Genomic DNA, 23,620 nt, shown 5'->3' with positions numbered 1-23,620 from the left:
AACCTACGTCATGGCGGGCTCACGGTCGAACCGCGAGCACCACGTCTGCAGACGATCGTCCCCGTCAGACCACGGTGCCGGGCTTCACGACCCCGTTCTTCGGGACGACGATGATGCCGCTGCGGATGAAGTACCCGTCGCCGTCGTGCTCCTCGATCTTCTTTTCGTTCACCAGGCGGGCGCCGTCGCCGATCCTGGCGTTCTTGTCCACGATCACGCCGTCGAGCACGGCGTTGGCTCCGACACCGAGCGGCAAGTCGTTGTACTGGTCCTCGTAGTAATCGGCGCCGAGCAGGATCGACCGGCTGACCTTGGCCCCCCGGTGAATCGACGTCCGCACGCCGACGACGCTCGCCTGCACCTGGCAGGAATCGAGGTAGGCGCCCTCCGAGACGAGCGCTTCGGTCACCTGGCAGTCGTGCAAGCGGGCGGCGGGCAGGAACCGCGGGCGCGTGTAGATGGGCCGGCGCGGGTGGAAGAAGTCGAACGGCGGCTTCTTCTGCGTGAGCAGCATGTTTGCGTCGTAGAACGATCGCACCGTGCCGACGTCGGCCCAGTAGCCGCGGTAGACGTACGCGTGCACGCGGCGCGTGTCGAGCGCGCTCGGGATGACCTCTCGGCCGAAATCCACCGCGCGGTTCTTCTCGAGCACGTCGTAGAGCACGTCCCGCGAGAAGACGTAGATGCCCATCGAGGCGAGGAACGGCTTGTCGGCCGTCAACAGGCCGGCAGGGGAATGGGCGGGCGCGCTCGATCGCATCTCGGTGAGCCGCTCGACCGCCGGACGCTGCTCGTATCCCGTGATCTGGCCGCTCGTGTCGAAGCTGAAGATCCCGAGCTGCGTCGCCTCGTCGGCACCGACCGGCTGCGCGGCGATCGTGATGTCGGCGTCGCGCTCCACGTGCGCCTCGACGAGCTCGGCCAGATCCATGCGGTAGATGTGATCGCCGGCGAGGATCAGGAAGTACTCCGCCTCGATGTCGCGAAAGTGCCGCGTCGCCTGGCGCACCGCGTCCGCCGTGCCCTGGAACCACAGGTCGCCTTCCGGCGTCTGCTCGGCGGCGAGCACCTCGACGAAGCCGCCCGAGAACATGTCCATGCGGTACGTCTGCGCGATGTGCCGGTTGAGCGACGCCGAGTTGAACTGCGTGAGCACGTAGATGCGCTCGAGCCCCGCGTGGAGGCAGTTGCTGATCGGGATGTCGATCAGCCGCCACTTGCCGCCAATCGGCACGGCCGGCTTCGAACGCTGCAACGTCAGCGGGAAGAGCCGGGTGCCGCGCCCGCCTCCGAGGATGATCGTGAGGACGTCCGTCATCCGGGCAATTGTACCGTGGGGGTCGTCGGCCGCGTCAGCGCGCGACGGCGTCGTGCGTCGAGGTCACAGCAGCCGCGGCAGCGTCGTCGCGGCAGCGTGCAGCTCCACCCGATCCGTCGCGCGACGTCCGCCTCGGAACGTGAGGCGCCGATCGAGCCGTCGCGGATCGCGTCGATCGGAGGCCGGCAGCGTGGACGAGAAGAACTGCGGGAGCCCGAAGGGGAGAAAGGTGGATCGCTCCCAGAACGCGCCGGCCTGCTGGGCGTCGAGCGCCATGCCGGGGTCGTCGCCGTGCACGATGCACGTGCTGGCGGGGTTGGCCTGACGCGCCAGATACACGAGTTGCGTGCCGTTGAAGGTCCCGAGCTTCGCGTTGGTGACGAGGATGTCGTGCGGCGTGGCGGCCAGGTCGCGGCGTGCGTCCTGGAACGTCTCACGCATCGTCGCGTGCAGGCCAGCCTGACATGCGAGCTGAAAGACAAGCCGCCTGCAGTGGTCGTCGGAATCGACAATCAGCACGCGACGCGTCATCAGGGGGCCACGTGGTCGAGAGCAAGGTTGCTGCCCGTTTTGTGATCGACCCCGGAGGCGTGCTGGTATTTACACGTGCAACGAAGAAAATGCAAGCGCGCGGGGCAAAAGCGTGAGGTTCCATGAACGCGGCCGGCGCCAAGAGTTCCGTTCAAGCGCAGACTAAGGTCTGCGTGCCGGAGCGCTCTGACGAAATCGAAAGCGCCCGCGCGGCTTCGCGCGGCGCGCCCATGGAGGCGAGAGGTCGCGCCGCTACCGGGCGTGCGTTCAGTGCGGCGTGCGGCCCCAGGGAATCGGGTCGCCCGAGGCGGCCGGCATCTCCGGCTGCGCGGGCTGCAGCCTGGCCGGCACCGTGCGGAAGCGCTGGAAGGGGAGGTGGCAGTCGTGCTTCCGGAGGAAGCTCAGGAAGCGCTTGTAGTCCTCGAGCGGCATGTTGAAGAGCTGGACGAGCGACCGGTAGTTGCCGCTGGTCTGCTCGAGTCCGATCTGCACGATGCGCCGGAGGTCGGCGCGGGTCATGTCGCGCGACATGAACTGCGGATAGACCGCGGCCCAGAACGACTCGCCGTGCGCCAGCATGCGCGCGGCCAGCTCGTCGGCCCGCGACAGCGGCGCCGGCGTCGCCGTCGTCGCGGCGGCGCGTGCGGGCGTCACGCCGCGCAGCAGCTCCACCGGCAGATCGCTCGCTCGCGCCGGCTGCCCGGCGGTCTTCAGGACGATGCGCTCGACGACGTTCTTGAGCTCGCGGACGTTGCCGGGCCAACGATAGGCGGTGAGCACGTCGAGCGCGTCGGGCAGCACCTCGACGGGCGGCACACGATGCGCCTGGCTGTAGGCCTTGGCGTAGTAGTCGACGAGCAGCGGGATGTCTTCGACGCGATCGCGCAGCGGCGGAATCGCAATCCGGATGACGTTCAGACGGAAGTAGAGATCTTCGCGGAACGTCCCGGCCTGGATGCCCTGCTGCAGGTCGCGGTTGGTGGCCGTGATGAGCCGGACGTTCACTCGTCCCTGCACCCGGTCCGCCCCCACGCGCTGGATCTCGCCCGACTCGAGGAAGCGCAGCAGCACGACCTGCATGCGGGTGCTCATCTCGCCGACCTCGTCGAGAAAGACCGTGCCGTTCGGCGCCATTTCGAGCAGGCCGGGCTTGTCGCGATAGGCGCCCGTGAAGCTGCCGCGTGCATGGCCGAACAGCTCGGACTCGAGCAGCGAATCGGGCAGCCCGGCGCAGTTGAGGGTGACGAGCGGCGCCGACGCGCGCGTCCCGCGCTGGTGGATCAGCCGTGCGACGACCTCTTTGCCCACACCCGTCTCCCCGGTGACGAGGACCTTCGCGTCCGATCGGGCCGCGCACTCGATGTCGGTCTCGAGCAGGCGGATGGCTTCGCTGCGGCCGACGAGGCGGACGTCCTGAGGTCTCGAAAGCACTGACACGGGGGAATCCTTTGCTGGAAGACGCGGACAATCTGTCGCGTACGGCGCGACAAAGTTCCGACCAGCGCGATACTAGCGGGAACGAAGTCTGCCGTCAACGACGAGTGCTGTAATCGGCGTTTCGGCGTGAGACACGCAGAAATTCGCACAATATTGACGAGTACGACACAGCGGCGCCGCAAATTTGTCGATAGCGCCGCGAAACGAAAGTCTCCGTTTGAGACGACTTTCTTCTCCTGCCGCCAATCGAGTCCGACCTTCACCGGGCCGCACCGTTGGACCTCATCGCTCGCACCTCGTGCCCTAACAGCCTGCGTCTCAACGCGATATCCCGGCGGCGGCCGCCTGGCGCCGGGCCGGACGCGCGTTTGCACTGGTCCCGCCCCGCGTGGAACGCACGTCGCGCGTTCCCTCAGGTGAGGCATTGTCGATGAGGCACAACGGTCACGTGGACCTGATTGGCGTCAGCCGGCCAATCCTCGAGCTCAAAGCCGAGATCGAGCGGGTGGCGCGGTCGGACGCGAAGGTCCTGATCACGGGCGAGAGCGGCGCCGGCAAGGAGGTCGTGGCCCGGGCGATCAACAGCGCGAGCCCGCGCGCGGCACAGGCGTTCACGCCGGTCAACTGCGCCGGCATTCCCGAGACGCTCTTGGAGTCCGAGCTCTTCGGGCACGTGAAGGGGAGCTTCACGGGCGCCTACCGGGACAAGCCCGGCAAGCTCGAGATGTCGGACAACGGCACGATCTTCCTCGACGAGATCGGGGAGATGACGCTGCGCATGCAGGGGCTGCTGCTCCGGTTCCTCGAAACGGGCGAGATCCAGAAGGTCGGCGCCGAACGCGTCGCGAAGGTGACCAACGTGCGCGTCATCACGGCGACCAACCGCAACCTGCGCGACCTGATCACGCAGGGGCTCTTCCGCGAAGATCTGTTCTACCGGATCAACGTCATCCACCTGGTCGTGCCGCCGCTGCGCGAGCGGCGCGAGGACATCCCGCTGCTCATCGATCACTTCCTGCGGCGGTTCACGAGCAGCAACGGCAACGGCACGAGCGCCAACGCGCACAGCCCCGTGCGCGCGTTCTCGCCCGAAGCGCTCGAGGTCATGTGCAACTACTCGTGGCCGGGCAACGTCCGTCAGGTCGAGAACGTGGTCGAGCGGATCATCGTCACCGGACGCCGCGACGTCGTGCAGGTCACCGACCTGCCGCACGAGATTCTCGCGCCGGCGCAGTTCGGCACGCGGCCCGCGGTGGAGCGCCGGCGCACGGTGGTCGATGATCTCTTCAAGAAGCTCGTGGAGGAACGGCAGTCGTTCTGGCACGTGGTCTACCCTCTCTACATGAACCGCGAGATCACGCGCAGCAACGTCCGCCAGCTCGTGCACAAGGGGCTCGAGGAGGCGCGCGGCAACTACAAGATCGTGCTGCGGCTCTTCAACATGGAGCCGGCCGACTACAAGCGGTTCCTCAACTTCCTCCGGAAGCACGACTGTCAGCTTCCCTTCAAGGAGTACCGATGACGCGCCGGATCGTCCCTCGTCCAGCGATCGGCGGCACTGCGGCGCGGACGCTCTGCAAAGGCGCCGTCGCCGCCTGCGCCGTGCTGATCGCGCTCGCGCCGGCCGTCATGGCGCAGTCGGCGGCGCCAGCCCCGGCCGGCGTCGCCGCGCCCGCCAAGCCAGCCGAGCCGGAGACGCCGCCCGACTACGTGATCGGCCCCGACGACATTCTCTCGATCATGTTCTGGCGCGACAAAGACATGACCACCGACGTCGTCGTGCGCCCCGACGGGAAGATCACGCTGCCGGTGCTCAACGAGATCCGCGCGGCCGGCCTGACGCCCGAGCAACTGCGCGCCGATGTGCTGACGGCCGCCACGAAGTTCTTCGAGGCGCCGGTCGTGAGCGTGTCGGTCAAGCAGATCAACAGCCGGAAAGTGTTCGTCATGGGGGAAGTGGCGAAGCCGGGACCCTACCCGTTGTCGGGCAAGCTCACCGTGCTCCAGATGATCGCGATGGCCGGCGGGCTCAACGAGTTCGCCAAGGGGGACAAGATCGCCGTCATCCGGACGGAGCAGGGGCAGCCGAAGCGCTACCGTGTGAACTACAACGACATCGTCGAGGGCAAGAACCTCAGGCAGAACATCGAGCTCGCCGTCGGCGATACGATCGTCGTGCCTTGAGCGAGCGCATGCGTCCGGCTTTCTTCGCGATCGTGCTCGCGCTGCTCGTCTCCGCCGCGCCGGCGGCAGCTCAGTCGCGCGGCGATCGCGCGCTGTTCGGCGGCGGCGTCGGCAGCGCGGAGCAGGTTCTGAGCGCGAATTCGCGGCTCGGCATGTCGTTTCTCGACACGATCGGCACGTCACCGTCGGTCACGGGGCTCAGCCAGCCGCTGCCGGACTCGACGACCATCGGCCAGGCCAACGCGAACCTCGCCTACGTGTTGGCGCTGTCCTGGCTGCGCGTGAACGCGGGCATCGGCGTGCTGGGCATGCGCTACACCGCCCCCGAGCGGCTGTGGCTCACGCAGTCGACCTACAACCTGTCCGCCGACACGAGCCGCGCATGGGAACTCAGTCCTCGCTTCAGCGTCAACGGAATGCTGGGCGCGCAACTGCGTCCGAGCTTCTGGGCGATGAGCGCGATGCAGGGGCAGGTCGGCACCGCGAGCGGCTTCGAGCTCGACCCGCTGCTCATCCTGCCGCCCGACGTCGCGTCGATGGAAGGACGGACGGTGGAGGGCACCGGTGCGCTCGGGGTGACCTACCGCATGACCGAGCGGGCCTCGGTCGTCGCCGATGCGCGCCTCTTGCGCCGGCTGGAGCTCGGCGGATCGGAGAACTTCGACCTGCTGGAGCGGACCGGCATGGCCGGCGTGATGGTGAACGTGACGCGTCATCTCCGCGTGCGTGGCGGCTATCGCTTCAGCGAGACCACGGTGGACGCGCCCGAGGCCCGGCCGGTCCGCAGTCAAGGCCTGGAGCTGGGGGTCGATTACAACCGAGGCGGCACGCTGCGGCTGACGAAGCGCACGACGCTCGCGGGCAACGCAGGTCTCGGCGCCGCCGTGGACTCGCACGGAACCGAGCGTCTGTTTGCGTTGGGCAACGTGCGGCTAAACCATGAGCTCGGCCGCACGTGGCAGACGGGCGCCGAATATCGGCGGACGCTCGAGTTTCCGTCGTTCGTGCTGGAACCGACGCTGCTCGACACCGCGCAGGCGGATTTGCGAGGGCTGCTGAGCCGCCGGCTGACCTTCACGTCGCTCGTGGCGTACCAGCGCGGCGCCGTGGGCTTCTCGGGCGGCGACAATGGCCTGTCGCGCACGAGCGCGATCGTGATGCTGCAGGCCGGCCTCACGCGGTATCTGGCGCTCGGCGCCAGCTACGGCTACTACTCCCGCCAGATCGGCGCCGACGTGGTGACGGCCGCCGGACTCGGGCGGCGCAGTGAAAGCCAGCTCGTCAACGTGTTCGCGACCACGTGGGCGCCGCTGCTGCATCGCACCAGGAGACCGAGCCGTGCTACCCGGTAGGAAGTACGCCCCCGAAGACATCCTCGCGATCCTCTGGCGACGCGTCTGGCTGGTGCTCGTGCCGTTCGCGGTCATCTCCGCCGCGACGGCGGTGTACGTCCGGCGCCTGCCGAACCTCTACGCGTCCGAGGCGATCATCATCGTGCAGCCGCCTCGCGTGCCCGAGAACATGGTCTCGGCCGCCGCGCCGCCCAAGCTCGAGGACCGGCTGCCCGCCATCCAGCAGCAGGTCATGAGCCGCACGCGGCTCGAGCGCATCATCGTCGACCTCGACCTCTATCCCGTCGACCGGAAGAACGGGATCATGGAGGACATCGTCGAGCGCGTCCGCGATTCGATCGCGGTCGAGATCGTGCGCGGCGATGCGTTCAAGGTCCGCTACGTCGGGGAAGACCCGCGCACGGTCATGAAGGTGGCCGACCGCGTGTCCTCGCTGCTCATCGACGAGAGCAACCGGGATCGCTCGATGCTGCTCGAAGGCACCGACCAGTTCCTCGAGTCGCAGCTCGAGGACGCCCGGCGCCGGCTCATCGAGCACGAGAAGAAGGTCGAGCAGTACCGCCGCAAGTACGCGGGCGAGCTGCCCGCGCAGATGAACTCGAATCTGCAGGCGGTGCAGAGCAACGAGATGCAGGTCCAGGCGCTCGTCACGGCCATGGATCGCGACCAGGAGCGCCGCATCCTCCTCGAGCGGCAGCTCGCGGAGCTGGAAGCGGCGGCCCAGGATCCGTCCGCGATGGCCGGGCCCGAGACCAGCACCACCGCCCAGCAGCTCGGCGCCGAGCGCGCGAAGCTCACGCAGATGCAGCTCGTGCTCAAGGCCGACCATCCGGACGTGCAGCAGCAGAAACGCCTGATCCGCGATCTCGAGGCGAAGCTCGAGAACGAGTCGCTGTCGCGCCCGCTGTCGACCGAGGGCGGCCGCAACGCCTCGCCCGCCGAGCAGAGCCGCCAGCGCCGCATCGAGGAGACCCGGTCTCAGCTCGTCCAGTTGGATCGCGCGCTCGCGCGCAACACCGCCGAGGTGCAGCGGCTGCGCAAGCTCGCCGACACGTACTTCCAGCGCGCCGAGGCCGGACCGACCCGCGAAACGGAGATGGTCGAGCTCAACCGCGACTACACGACCCTGGGGAGCCTGTATGCCAACCTCCTGGCCAAGAAGGAGGAAGCCAGCCTCGCCCGGAACCTCGAGACGCGGCAGATCGGCGCGCAGTTCAAGATCCTCGATTCCGCGCGGCTCCCGAACCGCCCGTTCAGCCCGAACCGTCAGCGTCTGAACCTGATGGGCATGGCGGCCGGGCTGGCGATCGGGCTCGGTCTCGTCGGGCTGCTCGAGTACCGCAACGCGAGCATGCAGACGGACGACGAGCTGGCGGCGATTCTCAAGCTGCCGGTCCTCGCCGTCGTGCCGGTGATGGAGGCCGACGAGGATCGGCGCCGCCGCAAGCGGTGGCGTCTGCTCATCGGTGCCGGGCTCGGCGGGATCGTCGCCGGGTGCCTGTCGATCCTCGTCTACACGTTCGTCCGGTGACCTGACATGTACGAACGTTTCTTCGGGTTTCGGGAGCGGCCGTTCGATCTGACGCCCAACCCGAAGTACCTCGTGCTCACGGACCCGCATCGCGAAGTGCTCAGCAACCTCGAGTACGCCATCGCGAGCCGCAAGGGCGTGACCGTCGTGCTCGGCGAGCCGGGATCGGGGAAGACGACGCTGATTCGGGCGGTGCTCCAGGCGCAGCCGGAGCGCGTCCATCACGTGCACTTGAGCAACCCGACGCTGTCGCGTGAGGAGTTCAGCCAGTTGCTGGCGCTCAAGTTCGGGTTGTCGGACGCGGCGAGCGCGTCCAAGGCGATCATGTTGGCCGAGCTCGAGCGGCTCCTCAGCGCTCGGCGCGGTGAGAACGAGGTGACCGTGTTGATCGTCGACGAGGCGCAGAGCGCGCCGGATCACGTCCTCGAGGAGATTCGCCTGCTCGCCAACATCGAGGCGGACGATCAGAAGCTCGTGTCGGTGATCCTCGCCGGCCAGCCCGAGCTGGCCAGCCGGCTGGATCGGCCGAACCTCCGGCAGCTCAAGCAGCGGGTGGCGCTGCGCTGCCAGCTCCGATCGCTCACGCTGCAGGAGACCTCCGAGTACGTCGCGGGCCGGATCACCGCCGCTGGCGGCGTCGGCGGTGAGGTGTTCACGCGCGAGGCCGTCGCGTTGATGCACGAGGCCGCCGAGGGGTTGCCGCGCGCCGTCAACGTGTTGGCCGACAACGCGCTGCTCGGCGGGTTCGCCGCCGGACAGAAGCCGGTGACCACGCGCATCGTGCGCGAGGTCTGCCGGGACTTCGGCGTGGGCCGCGCCGCGAGCCCGGCCGCCGCCGAAAATGGCGCGGCGCCCGCGAGCCCGGCGCCCCGTGTCTTCGCCGGGCCGGTGACGAACGGTCCGGAGCCGGCGTCCTCGGCGGCCGACGATCCGGACGCGGAGACCGACAGTCCGACCGCGGCCGGCTGGTTCTCGGGATGGTCCGGCCGCCGGCATACGAGGCTCTTCCGATGAGCCGGCGGCGACGAGGAGCAGAGCGATGGGGCGAGTAGAAGATGCGATGCGCCGCGCGGCGGCCGAGGCCGGCAGTCCGCCGGCCACCGGCGAGTCCGACACGGCCGTGAGCGTCCTGGCACCCGAGGCGTTTCCCGTCGAGGCGCCGGCCGAGGACGAGACGCCCGCCGTGCCGGAGGCGCCGGCGGCCGAGACAGGCCTCGAGCTCAACGCGACGCACGACGCCCGAACGCCGCGGTTGATGGACGTCGTGCACAAGCGGATGACGGGCAAGCTCGTCGCCGATCGCACGATGCCGCCCACGTCGCGCGAGCAGTACCGGCGTCTCGCTGCGACGCTGCACCACGCGCAGGTCGACCACGGCCTGAAGGTCGTGATGATCGCGAGCGCCGTGGCGGGCGAGGGCAAGACGCTCACGGCCACGAACCTCGCGCTGACCTTCAGCGAGTCGTATCGCCGCAGCGTGCTGCTGATCGATGCGGATCTTCGGCGCCCGTCGCTGCACACCGTCTTCAACATCGAGCCGGCGCCGGGCTTGAGCGATGGGCTGAACGCGATCGAGAACGTCGGCTTCACGCCGCATCAGATCTCGGAGCGGCTGACCGTGCTCCCGGCGGGGCGTCCCAGCTCGGATCCGATGGCGGGCCTGACGTCAGGCCGCATGCGCCGGCTGATCGCCGAGGCCCGGGAGCACTTCGACTGGGTCATCATCGACACCCCGCCGGTGGGGCTCATGACCGATGCGAACCTGCTCGCCGCCATGGCCGACGGCGCGATTCTCGTCGTCAAGGCCGGGTCGACGTCGTACCAGCTCGCGCAACGCGCCGTCGAGGCGATCGGCCGCGACCGGCTGCTCGGGACGGTGCTGAACCGCGCGGACATGGAGAGCTTCGGCAGCCACGGCTACTACTACCACTACTACTACGGTGGCCGGGACGAGACGAGGCCGACGCTCGCCGCGCGATGGCTCGGCCGATTCGGGCGCAAGCATGCATAGGTTCACCCTGCGGTCGCTGCTGCTGATCGCCTGCGAGACGGCGCTGATCCTCGGCGCCGTCGCGCTCGCGGCGTGGCTTCGGCTGGGTGAGTGGGCCTGGTTCGTCCTGGAGCACGAGAACGGCATGCGCAAGACGCTGCTCGTGGCGGCCGTCACGCAAGCGTGCCTGTACTACGCGGATCTGTACGATCTGCGGCGGCTGGCCGATCGGACCGAGCTCCTGACGCGGCTGCTGCAGGCGCTCGCCGCCGCGTCGTTCCTGCTCGCGGCGCTGTACTACTGGTTTCCGGATCTGGTGATCGGCCGCGGCGTCTTCGCCATCGCCGCGGCGCTCGCGCTCACGGTCATCATCGGCTGGCGCGTCCTGTTCGACTGGCTCAGCACGCGGCTCGGCCCGCGCGAACGGCTGCTGCTCGTCGGCACGAACCCGGCCGCCTTGAGCCTCGCGCGCGAGCTGTACGATCGCCGCGCGGAGCTCGGCGTCGAGATCGTCGGCTTCGTCGATCCCGATCCGTCGAAGGTCGGCACCTCGCTGATCAACCCGGGCGTCGTCGGCACGATCGAGGACATCCCGTCCGTCGTGCGCGCGCGCGGCGTCGATCGCGTGGTCGTCAGCCTCGCCGAGGCGCGCGGCCGCCTGCCGATGGACAAGCTGCTCGAGATGAAGCTCGACGGCGTCACCTTCGACCACCTCGCCTCGGTGTACGAGGAGTACACCGGCAAGATCGCCGTCGAGAATCTCCGCCCGAGCTGGCTGATTTTCTCGGAAGGCTTCCGCAAGAGCCGCGCGCAGGCGGCGGCCAAGCGCCTGCTGGACCTGGTCGTCTCGTCGGTCGGCCTGATCGTCGGCGCGCCCGTGATGCTGCTCGTCGGCGTCGCCGTGAAGCTCACCTCGGCCGGCCCGATGTTGTATCACCAGCAGCGGGTCGGGCTGCACGGCCGCGTCTTCACCGTCCACAAGTTCCGGACGATGTGCGCCGACGCGGAGGCCGCGACCGGGCCGGTCTGGGCGTCGAAGCACGGTGATCCGCGCGTGACGCCCATCGGCGGCTGGTTGCGGCGCACGCGTCTCGACGAGCTGCCGCAGCTCTGGAACATCGTGAAGGGCGACATGAGCCTGGTCGGGCCGCGGCCGGAACGCCCGGAGTTCGTCCAGGACCTGACGCGCGACATCCCGTACTATCGCCAGCGCCACGTCGTGCGCCCGGGCCTCACCGGCTGGGCGCAGGTCCGCTACACCTACGGCGCCAGCACCGAGGACGCGCTGCAGAAGCTGCAGTACGACCTCTACTACATCAAGAACATGTCGATCACGCTCGACCTCGTGATCGTGTTCGAGACGGTCAAGACGGTGATCCTCAGGCGGGGGGCGTGATGAGCGCGCCGATCCTGAACGCGATGAGCATCGACGTGGAGGACTACTTCCACGTCAGCGTGTTCGACGGGCTCGTTCCCCGCGCCCGCTGGGACGACATGGAGAGCCGCGTCGTCGCCAACACGGACCGGCTGCTCGATCTGTTCGACGAGTTCGACGTGCGGAGCACGTTCTTCGTGCTCGGCTGGGTCGCCGAGCGGCACCGCGATCTCATCGCCCGCCTCGCGGCGCGCGGCCACGAGATCGCCTCGCACGGTTACGGTCATCGGCTGATCTACGACCAGACGCTCGCCGCGTTCCGCGACGACGTCCGCCGCGCGAAAGCGCTGCTGGAGGACGCGTCGGGCCGCCGCGTGATCGGCTACCGCGCGCCGAGCTTCTCCATCACGCCGCGATCGCTCTGGGCGCTCGACGTGCTCGTCGAAGAAGGTTACGAGTACGACTCCAGCATCTTTCCGATCCGCCACGACCGCTACGGCATCCCCGTGTCCCACCGCAGCCCGTATGCCATCCGGCGCGGCGGCGGCGCGATCGTGGAGGTGCCGGGATCGACGACACGGATCGGGCCGGTGAACGTGCCGGTCGCCGGCGGCGGTTACTTCCGGCTGCTGCCGTACTGGTGGACGAAGTGGGGCATCGCGCGCGTGAACCGGCAGGAGCAGCGCGCCGTGGTCTTCTACCTGCACCCGTGGGAGCTCGATCCCGATCAGCCCCGGCTGCCGGCCGGCCTGCTCAGCCGGTTCCGCCACTACCGCAACCTCGAGCACGCGCAGGCGCGCATGCGGCGGCTGCTCGGCGACTTCCGTTTCGGGCCGGTCGCGACCGTGATCGCCGAGACGCTCCGGCGCGCCCACGAGCCGTCGGACCTGGCCCTGCCGTTGCCGTACGTATGGTGAGCCTCGCGTCCCCGATCGATCGCGCGGTGCTCGCGCCGGCCGACACGGCTCCGATCCTCGTGACGCCCGCCGGCTCGGCCGCCGAGTGGGACGCGTACGTCGAGGCCCATCCCGACGCCACGGCCGATCATCTCTGGGCCTGGGGGCCGCTCGTCGCTCGCGTGTTCCGGCACGCGCCGGCGTACCTCGCGGCCCGCCGCGGCGGACGGCTGGTCGGCGTGCTGCCGCTCGTGAAGTTCCGGTCGCCGCTCTTCGGCCGCGCCCTGATCTCGTTGCCGTTCCTGAACGACGGCGGCGTGCTGGCCGACGACGACGCCGCGGCGGAGGCGCTGGTCGCGCGGGCGCGAGAGATCGCCGCCGAAGCTGGCGCCTCACACGTCGAGCTGCGGCATCGCCGCCGGCAGTTTCCCGCCTTGCCGTGCCGCGAGCACAAGCTGAGCCTCGTCCGTCCGCTGCCGTCGTCGTCCGATGCGCTCTGGCAGGAGCTGGACCGGAAGGTGCGCAACCAGGTGCGCAAGGCGCAGAAGGAAGGTCTCGAGGCGGCTGCAGGCGGCCGGGAGCTGGTGCCGGCGTTCTATCGGGTCTTCGCCGAGAACATGCGCGATCTGGGAACGCCGGTCTACGCCAAGCGGCTCTTCGACGAGGTGCTGACGGCCTTCGGCGATCGCGCGCGCGTCCACGTCGTGCGCCGCGGCGCGACGGTCATGGCGGCAGCGGTCACGATCGCGTTCCGCCGGACCGTGCTCGTGCCGTGGGCGTCGTCGCTCAAGGCCTACCGGACGCTGTGTCCGAACATGCTGCTGTACTGGTCGATGCTCGAGCGGGCGGTGGCCGACGGCATGACCACCTTCGACTTCGGCCGATCGACGCCCGGCGCCGGCACGCACCAGTTCAAGCTGCAGTGGGGCGCGGTGGCGCGGCCGCTCTGCTGGGAGTACGTGCTGCTCTCGCGCGCCGACGTTCCGGACCACGGTCCGACGAACACGACGTTCACGACGGCCATCGCGCTCTGGCAGCATCTGCCGCTGCGGCTGGCGACCACGCTCGGGCCGCACATCGTGCGAGGCATTCCGTGACCCGCATCCTCGGTATCTCCGCCTTCTATCACGACAGCGCCGCGGCGCTCGTCGCCGATGGCGACATCGTCGCCGCTGCGCAGGAAGAGCGGTTCACCCGCAAGAAGCACGATCCGAGCTTTCCGGATCTGGCCGTACAGTACTGCCTGCGCGAAGCCGGCGTGTCGATGCAGGACGTCGACTACGTCGTCTTCTACGAGAAGCCGATCCGGAAGTTCGAGCGGCTGCTCGAGACGTACGTCGGCTACGCGCCAGCCGGCTTCTCGAGCTTCGCGACCGCGATGCCGGTCTGGCTGCGCGAGAAGCTGCAGCAGTCGCGGCTGATTCGCCGCGCGATGGGCGGCCGGCGACAGACGCCGCTCGTCTTCACCGACCACCACGAGAGCCACGCGGCGAGCGCGTTCTTTCCGAGCCCGTTCGATCGCGCGGCGATCCTCACGCTCGACGGCGTCGGTGAGTGGACGACCGCGGCGATGGGCGTCGGCGAAGGCCACCGGATCACGCTCACGAAGCAACTGCAGTTCCCGCACTCGCTCGGCCTGCTCTACTCGGCGTTCACCTACTACTGCGGGTTCAAGGTCAACAGCGGCGAGTACAAGCTCATGGGCCTCGCGCCGTACGGCCGGCCCGTGTATCGGGATCTCATCGAGAAGCACCTGATCGACGTCCGCGACGATGGCAGCTTCTGGATGGACATGCGGTATTTCAACTACTGCGAGGGGCTGACGATGACGTCGGCCGCGTTCCACGAGCTGTTCGGCGGCCCGCCGCGCTCGCCCGAGTCCACGATCGAGCAGCGGCACATGGACCTGGCCGCGAGCATCCAGGCCGTGACCGAGGACATCATGCTGCGCATCGCGCGGGAAGTGCACCGCGAGACCGGCATGCGGCACCTCGTGATGGCGGGCGGCGTGGCGCTCAACTGCGTCGCCAACGGCCGGCTGCTGCGTGAAGGGCCGTTCGACGACGTCTGGATCCAGCCGGCGGCCGGCGATGCCGGCGGCGCGCTCGGCGCGGCGCTGTTCGTCTGGCACCAGTTGCTCGACAAGCCGCGCGCGCCCCAGGGGCGCGACAGCCAGAAAGGCAGCCTGCTCGGCCCGCGGTTCTCGTCGGACGAGATCGCCGACTGGCTCGACGGCCTCGGCGTGCCCTACACGCGTGCCGGCTCGCCACACGAGCTCGTGCGGCAGACGGCCGACCTGCTCGCGTCCGAGCAGGTCGTCGGCTGGTTCCAGGGGCGGATGGAGTTCGGGCCCCGCGCGCTCGGCGCGCGCAGCATCCTCGGCGACCCGCGGTCGCCGCGCATGCAGGCCACGATGAACCTGAAGATCAAGTTCCGCGAGAGCTTCCGGCCGTTCGCCCCGATCGTGCTCCGCGACGAGGCGTCGCGCTGGTTCGGGATCGAGCCGCGGCACGAGAGCCCGTACATGCTGCTGGTCGCGCCGGTCGACGAAGCGCATCGCGTGCCGATCGACGACGCGACCCGGCGGCAGATGGCGAGCGATCCGGATCTTCGGGCCAGGGTCAACATCCCGCGGTCGGCCATTCCGGCCGTCACGCACGTGGACTACAGCGCGCGCCTCCAGACGGTGGACGAGGCGCGCAACCCGCGTCTGACGGCGCTGCTCCGTGAGTTCCAGCGGCGCACGGGCTGCCCCGTCCTCGTCAACACGAGCTTCAACGTGCGCGGCGAGCCGATCGTGTGCAGCCCCGAGGACGCGTACCGCTGCCTCCTCGCGACCGAGATGGACGCGCTCGTGCTCGAGGACATCATCGTGCTGAAGCGCGACGTTTCGGACAAGGTGGACGCGGCCGAGCGCGACCGGCACCTCGCGCAGTTCCAGCTCGACTGATAGGCATCAGACATCGGACATCGGGACATCGGGATATCGCATCGATTCATCGGGACATCGCATGGATCAATCGAGCAATCGGGATATCGCATCGATCGAATCGGGAAACCGGGCTCGCATCGATCCGGCGAGGCGAGCAGGAGCACTCTCGATGCCCGGATCATCGATGGCGCGATGCCTCGATGGCCCGATGTTCGAGGCGATGTCCCGATGTCCGATGTCTCGATGGTCGATGTCAAGGAGTTGACCGTGCAATGGTCTGAGGTGATCAAGCCGCCGGCGAAGAAGACGCTGCGAGAGTTCGCGGCGCTGTGGCTCGTGGTGTTCCTGGCCATGGCGGGGTGGCGATGGTTCAAGGGATCGCACGATGGCTGGACCATCGGGCTCGCGGTCGCCGCGGTCGTCGTCGGCGCGGCCGGGCTGGCGCGGCCGGCGCTGGTCCGCCCGATCTTCACCGGCTGGATGATCGCGGCCTTCCCGATCGGCTGGACGGTGTCGCGCATCGCGCTCGGCGCGATCTTCTTCCTGGTGCTGACGCCGCTCGCCTGGGTCTTCCGCGCCGCCGGGCGTGACGTGCTGCGGCTGCGGCGGCCGCGCGCCGCCAGCTACTGGCAGCCGAAGCCGCAGGCCGCGCGGCTGGCCGAGTACCTGAGGCAGTCATGAGGGAGACGATGACCAACGACGCGTCACGGCGGCGCCGCCGGCCGAGCGTGGGCCTCGGAGCCCGCGCCACCGCCGCGCTCGTCGCCATCTTCATCGCGTTCGGGCTCTGCGAGATCGGCGTGCGCGCGCTCTATCCGGCGCCGCCCGAGCCCGCTCGCGAGCCGCAGATCGTCTACCAGACCGACCCGGCGCTCGGATTCGTGCACGTGCCGAACCAGGTCGGGTTTCTCGACGACGGGCTGGCGACGATCAACGCTCTGGGACTGCGCGGCGATCTGCCCGAGGATCCCAAGCCCGACGGCGCCGTGCGCGTCCTGGCCGTCGGCGATTCCACCACGTTCGGCTGGGGTGTCGGCGATCGCGAGACCTACTGCGCCGAGCTCGAGCGCCTGTTGCGGCACCAGTTTCCGGAGCGGCGCATCGAGGTCGTCAACGGCGGCGTCGCGGCCTACGATCTCAAGCGCGACTACAAGCTGCTCGAGCGCCTCGCGCCGCGGCTGAAGCCGGACATCGTCCTGGTCGGGCTGTACTGGAACGACCTGCCCTATGAAGGCGTCTCGCCGGACGGTGTCCGGCTGGCGGCGTCCACGGGGATCCCGGCGGCCGTCGTCCCGGCTGCCGCGGGCACGACGAGCCCCGGAACGTTCCGGCTCGGCAACCAGCCGTCGAAGTGGAACCGGCTGCTGCGATCGAGCCGCGTGCTCTACACGCTGCGGCATGCGTGGCTGTCGGCCATCGCGCCGACGTCGGCGGCGACCAACCAGGTGCAGTGGGAGATGGCCCTGCTCGACGGGACGCAATCGCCGGCCATCGAGAGCGCGTGGGCCGACGTCAAGGCGTCGTTGAAGCAGTTCCGGGATCTCGGCGCCGCCCAAGGGTTCGCCGTCGGCGTCGTCACGATGCCGATTCGGGCGCAGGTCGAGCACGAGTACCCGCAGGCGCAGTATCAGACGCGGGTCCGCGCCATCGCCGACGCGCTGGGGCTGTTCGTCGTCGACCCGCTGCCGGTCTTCGTGCAGCAGCTCGACCGCGACCAGCTCTTCATCCCGTACGATCGCATACACTTTTCGGCCCTCGGGAACGCCGATCTCGCGGATGCGGTGTTCGAAGCCATCCGCACGCGGCCCGAGTTCGAGGTGCCGGAGCAGCCGGTGGCCGGTGGTGGAGGACCTGATGGAGAAGTTCGATGACGTCGCGAAGCAGGAGGCCGGCCGCGGCCTGGTGGGGGAGTTCTGGTTCTTCCTCAGCCAGACCAAGAAATGGTGGCTGCTGCCCATCGTCGTGATTCTGCTGGCGTTCGGGGTGCTGGTGGTGCTGTCCGGCACGGCTGCCGCGCCGTTCATCTACACGCTGTTCTGAGCGCGCCCGGTCATCAGGCGGCGTCGTGACGAGCTCGGCCCGTCAGGCGACAACGGCGGCTCGCGCCGAGCGAGGCTCGTGGCGCGCGCTCGACGGCCTTCGCGCGCTCGCGTGCCTGTCGGTGTTCGTCGCGAACTTCCACCACTCGCTCGGCATGAGCGTGGCAGGACGCGCCGGCCCCTTCGATGCGAGCTACTTCGCGGAGAGCGGCGTCGGCGTGGCGCTGCTCATGGTCCTGAGCGGGCTGCTGATTGGCCGGTCCTTCTGGCAGCGGATCGATCGAGGCGAGCCGTTCGACAACCCCTGGCGCTACGTTCTGCGCCGAGCCGTCCGCATCGTGCCAGCCTATTGGGCCTGCCTGGCTGCGTTCGCGATCGCCAGCGACGCCGCATCGGATCCGGTGGACCTCGTGGCGCACGTTCTGTTCGTCAACAATCTCCGGGAGCCCTCCTTCTACAGCATCAGCCCGCAGTTCTGGACGATTGGGATCTTCGTTCAGTTCTACGTGATCGCGCCGCTGATCTTTCTCGCCATCCGCCGTGCGGGCGTTCGAGGCGTGGGCGTCGCGATCACGCTGCTGATGGCCGCGGCCGGTGCCTATGCGGTACATGCCGCGCTCATGGCGACGCGCGACACGTGGTTCGGCTGGCCGCTGACGCTGCTGACCACACGCGACGGTTATGTGCTCAGCCACTCTCCGCTGGCCCATCTGCCGCTGTTCCTGATCGGGGCGGCTGCCGCCGTGGTCCTCGTGGACGACACCGGAAGCCGCCGCGCAGCCGGCCGCATCGCGGCGGTCGTCTGCTGGACCAGCGTTGCGGCCGTCGCGTGGCTGGCATGCGTCCCGGCTGCCGATCGGCTGCAGTGGCCGTACGCCCGCTACCTGTTTCCGTGGATGCCGGTCGCACTGGCCGCGACGCTGGCCTCCGCGCCCTTGTCTCCCAGCGCCGATCGCGTGTTCGGCGTGTGGCCGCTCCGCGCGCTGGGCCGGATCTCGTACGGCGTCTACATCTACCAGTTCGCGTGCATGGTGGCCGTGGCTCGCCTGATGCAGGTCGGTCCGTCATCGGCACCGGCCGTGCGCGGCACGCTCGCTCTCGTGAGCTTGGGGCTCACGATTCTCGTCGCGAGCGCGTCGTACTTCGTCATGGAGCGGCCGCTGCGCCGGTGGGTGGACCGTCGATAGGCTCGCGGCGCAGGCCGATCGTCCATCCGGCGAGGATGTAGGCCATCACCATGTCGTGGCGGCTCAGGAACAGACCGGCGATCAGGTACACGATCAGGCTCAGTTGAAGGGCACCGGCCAGTTCCCGCTGCCACGGGTCGGACGTGTGGCGCCGGATTGACGCGGTGAGCGCGAGGACGCCGAGGAACAGCGCGAGATACAGCGCCGCGCCGGGAACGCCCGTTTCCGCCGCGGCGTGAATGATGCTGTTGTGCACGACCATCCCGCGGAGGCTCGGCGAGTAGTCGGCCACCTCGGTGGCGAATCGGCCGGGCCCGACCCCGACGACCGGGTGATCCGCAACGAGACGGGCGGAGGCACGCCACAGCGCGAAGCGTTCCGTGACGCTGCCCGACGACGTGCCCTGCAGTTCCTGCCAGGCCTGCAGGAAGCGCTCGCGATACGCTCCCGATGCGAACCACCCCGTCGCGAGCACCGCGATCGTCAGCCCTATGGCGATCCAGCGGCCGCGATGACGCTGTTGCCAAAGGAACACGAACGTGGCCGCGGCAAATGCCACCGCGGAGGCCCGGTTGTAGGTCAACGCGACGATGCCGAGGGCGAGGATGGCAGCGAGGCCGAAGGCGAGACGCGCAACCCGGCGAGGTTCGCACCTGGCGAGCAGAATCGCGAAGGGCACGACCATGAGCACGACGGGTCCGAGGTCGTTCTCGAGCACGATGCCCTCGCGGCCTTGAAGGAACGTGCGCAGTCCGAGCCCCACGCCCAGCCAGGACGCCCACTGCCGCGCGGCCGCTCGTCCGGGCATGGCCGCGCTCGCCACCCAGCACATCGCCGCCGCGTGAACGAGAAGGATGGGCGCATGCCCGCTGCTTCGCCGCGAGGCGTCCACCACGGTCCAGTTGGCAACGCTCGCGACCGCAATCCAGACGAAGAGAGCGGCCGCGACCCACGTCAGCCGCGACGGGCGCGGCTGCGGATGCGAGGCTCGCCACAGCGCCGTCCCGGCGACCGCGAAGAGGGCGATGCCGTCGAGGACTCCAGATCGCACCAGGACGTTGGAATCCGGCGAATACCGGGGCGTGCCGTACAACGACGCTGCATACGCGGCGATCGCGAGCTCCGGCCGCCGCGCCGCAGCGGCGCCGGCGGCCAGGCCGGCCGTCCAGAGGCATCGAAGGACGAGCGGCGTATCGCGCAGCAGCACGAGGCACGCGACCGCGGCCGCGATGGCGAGGACCTGCAGCGCGAGAGCCGCAGCGCGCCGCGCGGCGTCGAGTCGATCAGGCCACATCGCGTGTGCGGCCTGTCGCGGCGCGATCGTCAGCCGGCACGAGGGCTCGCGCCGCGACGTACAGGCCTCCAGCGGCGCCGAGCAGACAGAGGGCGGCATCGCTCGGATCGGCGATCTTCGGCGGCATGAAGAGCTGCGCCAGCTCGATCGCGAGCGCGAGCGCGGCGGCGTAGCCCAGGCCGGCGAGACCGATCGCGATGCGGCCCGCGCGCCCTCGAGCACGGAGCGCGAGACGCCCCCACAGCGCGCCGAGCGGCGCGAACAGCAGCAGCCGCACGAGCACCTGCTGGATGGCGTTGAACTCCGTGCCCATATAGAGCGAGAAGAGTGGCACGCGCGCGAACTCCTGGAACCGCGATGCGACGAGCACCCGATCGTGCGTCACCTCGAACGGAAACAGGAACCCCGCGAGGAGAAACGCCGTGTACGCCCCGATCGCTATGCCCCACCTGACGGCCGCCGCGACGATCCCGTGGACCGCCGTCGCTGGCGTCGCGGCGTCGGGGACGTCCGTCGCCGTCGTCGCGGCCTCAGAACGCTGGCGCAGGACGAGCCAGGCGCCGAGCGTGGATCCGGCGACCGCGAAGAGGATGTCGGTTACGTCCGTGTAGCGGCTCAGGACGAGAAGCTGCACCAGCTCGAGCGCGGTGCCGTACGCGGCGCCGCCCATGGCCGCGAGCTTGAGCACGGCGCGGCTCGGCCGCGGCCCCCAGTCGAACATCGCGATCCAGATGCCGAGCGGCACGAACACCATGAGATCGCCGAACGCCTGGTAGAGGTGCGCGCTCCACGACTCGTAGCGGTACGCGAACGGCAGGAGCGTCACCTGGCCGCGCTCCCATTTGTGGTACAGCTCGGTCACGCTGATCGTCAGATCCAGCGGAATCACCGACCAGATCGTGAAGCCGACGATGTACGCCTGCAGCAGCCACTGCACGCGCGACTGCGGCCGCCGGTCGAGGCTGTAGGTGCGGGCCCAGGCCACCGCCCGCTGGCCGATGACGAACCACAGCAGCACACCCAGGCCGCCGCCGATCGCCTCGGCGAGGATGTCGTTGCGCGAGACCGTGCGGCGGGCGAACCAGATCTGGGTGAACTCGAGCGCGACGGCCCCGGCCGCGGCGAGCGGCAGCACCACGAGGGCGCCGGCCAGGCGCGCCATCCGTCCGCGGTCGCACGCCACGGTGCCGAGCCACAGGAAGGTGAGCGGGATGAACAGCAGGATGTTGGCGACCCAGTCCGCGCGCGTGCCGATGCCGACCCACAGCGGCGGCAGCGACCGGAACCGCGCCACGGCGTCGTCCCACGCGGTCGGCCGGTACTCGAGCGGTACGAGCGAGCCGTAGACGGCGAAGGCCGTCCACGCCAGCGCCGCGAGCGCGAGGTGATGACGGCGGGGGGCAGGAGGCATCATCTCGCGGTTCATCGAGGGGTGATCTCGAAGATCCGAATCAAGGGCCCATTCGATGCGCGAGCACCGAGGACACGCAGAACATCCGTCACCTCCGACAGCTCGAACTCCGGCACCGTCACACCCGGGCGGAGTGGCGAGATCGTGACGACCGATGCGGCGCGTCTTCCGACGCAGTCCTGGAGTTCCGCGGCTCGCGGGTCGCGAACGGCGTGCGTGAACGCCGATGACAGGAGCACGAACGTGACCCGCTCGCGGTCTATGCGGGCGCATGTCCACTCGCGAGCCAGCACTTCGCGGTTCTGTGATGTCAAGCGCACCGTCATCGGCCAGTCGGATGGCGTGTCGAGTGCTGCGGCCGCGTCGGAGTCAGCGAGGATGTGGTCGTTCGAAGACACGTGGGCGGTGAGCCACTCGCGAGCGTGAAGACGCGTGTCCTGGCGCCACAGGACGGCATTCAGGGTCAGTGCCGATTGGAGCGGGATGGCGATCGTCACGGCAGGGATCAGGCCCGCGGCTAGCCGGCCGGCTGATGGTGACCAACGTCGCACGGAATGCACGGTCTCGACGACCGCGTATCCGGCCAGGAGCGCCAGCGGCGGGTAGATGGGCAGCAAGAAACGGGTGAAGAACAGTTGGCTGAGCGCCATGACCCCGACGTACACGATCGGAAAGGCACAGACAGTCAGACCGGCTGCCGATCGGCGCCGAAGGAGCAAGAAAAGACCGGCCACTGCCGCGAGACACGACGGAACGCCGAGACCAGCCGCCACCGATCGGATCATCAGCAGCGGCACCGGATCCGGTGGCTGGGTCGGCCACCTCGCGCGCGCCAGCCCGGCCTGGAACTCGAAGCCGGCGAGAAATTCCCTGAAGCTCAGCACGGCAAACGGATCCGTCAGGACGAACCCGGCCAGCGCGACGAGCCCGATCAGCACGGCAGTCATGGCTGCCGTGCGCAGGCCAGACGCGCCGGTCTGGAACGAGCGCCATGCCGTGACGCCGACCGCGCCCAGCGGCATCACGATCGCGAGTCCGCCGTTGTACTTGGCGCCCGCGGCCAGCCCAGCCGCGAATGCCGCGAGGTACAGCCAACGCGCACTGCCGGTCCGCAGGTGATACAGCGTGACGACGAGGGTCAGCAGGACGAAGGCCGTCATCGGCACGTCATTGACCGCGACCTTTGAGTAGTACACGTGCAGCGGAGAGACCGCGAGCAGCATCGCCGCCAACCATCCCACGGCCCTGCCGTGCAACAGACGTCCGGCGATGTAGACGCCGACCACCGTCGCCACTCCGAACGCGACGGTGGTGAACCTCGCAAGGCTCAGAATCACAATCGCGTGGCTCCAGGCGAACGCGCCGAATTCCCGTGCGCCGTGAAAGATGCCGGCCACGTACCCCGCAAGATAGAGGACGCCGACTTCTGCCAGGCACAGGTAGGTGAAGAGATGGCTGTTGTGAAAACGCCCCGTGTTGAGCGTGCGGTCTGCGGCCATCCGCATCGCGTTGGGGGCGTAGTTCGATTCGTCCCCGTACAACCCGTGCGGCCAACCCCAGGTGACCGACCACACGCGAAGTCCGAGCGCGCCCGCCGTGATGGCGATGAGCACCAGCCGGTCTCGCCGCACGTCTCGTCGTGGGTTCGACCGGGACGCCGACCTCCACTTGCGCCAGGCGCTGTTGCGGAAGGCCGCCATCACGTGTCGTCCCGTCTGGCAGAGCGCCTGACCACGATCGCGGCGCCTGCAGATGCGCCGATCGCGTTGGTGAGCACGTCGGTGCTCGACGGGATGCGATAGCGCGTGAACGCCTGCGCGCTTTCCACGGCCAGGCTGAGCGCGAGGCCAGCCGCGCTCACGATCGCGACGACCGTCCAGCCGCGCCGGCCGGGGCGTGCGAGCGCCCGCGCCACGGTCAAGCCGAACGGCACGAAGAGCACCACGTTGAGCGCCGTGCCGATCGCGGGCAGCGGCCCGCGGCCCCAGGTGTTCACGAACGGGTTGGGGGAGACGCGCGAAAGCTTCATCGCGACGATCTCCTCGTCGGCGCTGAACTCGAACGGGGCGAGCGTCACGACGAGGATGACGGCAGTGGCGAGCACCCAGCCGCGCGCGACACGCCACGATGTGTGCGCCATCGT

21 protein-coding genes are annotated in these 23,620 nt (G+C 69.2%); 14 read left to right on the top strand and 7 right to left on the bottom strand.

The genetic code is table 11. The annotated features are described in order from the left end of the window. Positions 1-64 precede the first annotated feature (64 nt). From IT184_10055 to IT184_10045, 3 genes are all read right to left on the bottom strand, one after another. Entirely contained in the window at positions 65-1,318 is a 1,254-nt protein-coding gene (locus IT184_10055; GenBank protein ID MCC7009149.1) for a glucose-1-phosphate adenylyltransferase, read from the bottom strand. Between the two features lie 63 nt (positions 1,319-1,381). After that, on the bottom strand, positions 1,382-1,759 hold the full coding sequence (locus tag IT184_10050; GenBank protein ID MCC7009148.1) for a hypothetical protein: 378 nt from the start codon (positions 1,757-1,759) through the stop codon (positions 1,382-1,384). Between the two features lie 357 nt (positions 1,760-2,116). Beyond that, positions 2,117-3,286 carry a sigma-54-dependent Fis family transcriptional regulator gene (locus IT184_10045; GenBank protein MCC7009147.1) on the bottom strand — a complete coding sequence of 390 codons (1,170 nt, stop codon included), beginning with the start codon at positions 3,284-3,286 and terminating at the stop codon, positions 2,117-2,119. A 430-nt stretch (positions 3,287-3,716) separates the two neighbouring features. On the opposite strand from IT184_10045, the gene IT184_10040 reads away from it, so the two are divergent. From IT184_10040 to IT184_09975, 14 genes are all read left to right on the top strand, one after another. Beyond that, positions 3,717-4,808: a sigma-54-dependent Fis family transcriptional regulator gene (locus IT184_10040; GenBank protein MCC7009146.1), complete on the top strand. Its 1,092-nt coding sequence runs from the start codon at positions 3,717-3,719 to the stop codon at positions 4,806-4,808. Next, on the top strand, positions 4,805-5,470 hold the full coding sequence (locus IT184_10035) for a polysaccharide biosynthesis/export family protein (protein ID MCC7009145.1): 666 nt from the start codon (positions 4,805-4,807) through the stop codon (positions 5,468-5,470). The genes IT184_10040 and IT184_10035 overlap by 4 nt, the downstream gene beginning before the upstream one ends. 8 nt (positions 5,471-5,478) lie before the next feature. Then, a complete protein-coding gene (locus IT184_10030; protein MCC7009144.1) occupies positions 5,479-6,822 on the top strand; it encodes a hypothetical protein in 1,344 nt (447 codons plus the stop codon). Further along, positions 6,809-8,353, top strand: coding sequence for a hypothetical protein (locus IT184_10025; GenBank protein MCC7009143.1), 1,545 nt, complete (start codon positions 6,809-6,811; stop codon positions 8,351-8,353). The genes IT184_10030 and IT184_10025 overlap by 14 nt, the downstream gene beginning before the upstream one ends. 6 nt (positions 8,354-8,359) lie before the next feature. Beyond that, the gene (locus tag IT184_10020) at positions 8,360-9,367 is read left to right on the top strand and encodes an AAA family ATPase (protein MCC7009142.1); all 1,008 of its coding nucleotides are present in this window, start codon (positions 8,360-8,362) and stop codon (positions 9,365-9,367) included. Between the two features lie 25 nt (positions 9,368-9,392). Continuing rightward, a complete protein-coding gene (locus IT184_10015; protein ID MCC7009141.1) occupies positions 9,393-10,364 on the top strand; it encodes a polysaccharide biosynthesis tyrosine autokinase in 972 nt (323 codons plus the stop codon). Continuing rightward, positions 10,357-11,739, top strand: coding sequence for a TIGR03013 family PEP-CTERM/XrtA system glycosyltransferase (locus tag IT184_10010; protein MCC7009140.1), 1,383 nt, complete (start codon positions 10,357-10,359; stop codon positions 11,737-11,739). Before IT184_10015 ends, IT184_10010 begins: the two co-directional genes overlap by 8 nt. Positions 11,740-11,750: 11 nt before the next feature. Continuing rightward, positions 11,751-12,635, top strand: a complete 885-nt coding sequence (locus IT184_10005; GenBank protein MCC7009139.1) for a DUF3473 domain-containing protein — start codon at positions 11,751-11,753, stop codon at positions 12,633-12,635. Beyond that, positions 12,629-13,711 (top strand): FemAB family PEP-CTERM system-associated protein, encoded by a 1,083-nt coding sequence (locus IT184_10000; GenBank protein MCC7009138.1) that lies wholly within the window; start codon positions 12,629-12,631, stop codon positions 13,709-13,711. The genes IT184_10005 and IT184_10000 overlap by 7 nt, the downstream gene beginning before the upstream one ends. Continuing rightward, positions 13,708-15,564, top strand: a complete 1,857-nt coding sequence (locus tag IT184_09995; protein ID MCC7009137.1) for a carbamoyltransferase — start codon at positions 13,708-13,710, stop codon at positions 15,562-15,564. The genes IT184_10000 and IT184_09995 overlap by 4 nt, the downstream gene beginning before the upstream one ends. Before the next feature lie 210 nt (positions 15,565-15,774). Beyond that, positions 15,775-16,227 carry a hypothetical protein gene (locus IT184_09990; GenBank protein ID MCC7009136.1) on the top strand — a complete coding sequence of 151 codons (453 nt, stop codon included), beginning with the start codon at positions 15,775-15,777 and terminating at the stop codon, positions 16,225-16,227. Continuing rightward, the gene (locus tag IT184_09985) at positions 16,224-17,417 is read left to right on the top strand and encodes a hypothetical protein (protein ID MCC7009135.1); all 1,194 of its coding nucleotides are present in this window, start codon (positions 16,224-16,226) and stop codon (positions 17,415-17,417) included. The genes IT184_09990 and IT184_09985 overlap by 4 nt, the downstream gene beginning before the upstream one ends. Beyond that, positions 17,401-17,586: a hypothetical protein gene (locus IT184_09980; GenBank protein ID MCC7009134.1), complete on the top strand. Its 186-nt coding sequence runs from the start codon at positions 17,401-17,403 to the stop codon at positions 17,584-17,586. Before IT184_09985 ends, IT184_09980 begins: the two co-directional genes overlap by 17 nt. A gap of 25 nt (positions 17,587-17,611) precedes the next feature. Then, on the top strand, positions 17,612-18,772 hold the full coding sequence (locus IT184_09975) for an acyltransferase (protein MCC7009133.1): 1,161 nt from the start codon (positions 17,612-17,614) through the stop codon (positions 18,770-18,772). Here the strand turns inward: IT184_09975 and IT184_09970 are convergent. From IT184_09970 to IT184_09955, 4 genes are all read right to left on the bottom strand, one after another. After that, complete coding sequence (locus tag IT184_09970) at positions 18,732-20,066, bottom strand: O-antigen ligase family protein (GenBank protein MCC7009132.1); 1,335 nt, start codon at positions 20,064-20,066, stop codon at positions 18,732-18,734. The genes IT184_09975 and IT184_09970 overlap by 41 nt on opposite strands. After that, the gene (locus IT184_09965; protein MCC7009131.1) at positions 20,056-21,480 is read right to left on the bottom strand and encodes a VanZ family protein; all 1,425 of its coding nucleotides are present in this window, start codon (positions 21,478-21,480) and stop codon (positions 20,056-20,058) included. Before IT184_09965 ends, IT184_09970 begins: the two co-directional genes overlap by 11 nt. A gap of 8 nt (positions 21,481-21,488) precedes the next feature. Continuing rightward, positions 21,489-23,108, bottom strand: a complete 1,620-nt coding sequence (locus IT184_09960) for a glycosyltransferase family 39 protein (GenBank protein ID MCC7009130.1) — start codon at positions 23,106-23,108, stop codon at positions 21,489-21,491. 68 nt (positions 23,109-23,176) lie between these two features. Further along, on the bottom strand, positions 23,177-23,617 hold the full coding sequence (locus tag IT184_09955; protein MCC7009129.1) for a VanZ family protein: 441 nt from the start codon (positions 23,615-23,617) through the stop codon (positions 23,177-23,179). Between the last annotated feature and the right edge of the window lie 3 nt (positions 23,618-23,620).

This window comes from Acidobacteriota bacterium (assembly GCA_020853395.1).
Taxonomy (GTDB): Bacteria; Acidobacteriota; Vicinamibacteria; order Vicinamibacterales; family SCN-69-37; genus JADYYY01.
The sequence above is the reverse complement of the archived record's forward strand: the minus strand, read 5'-3'. Positions and strand labels throughout refer to the sequence as shown.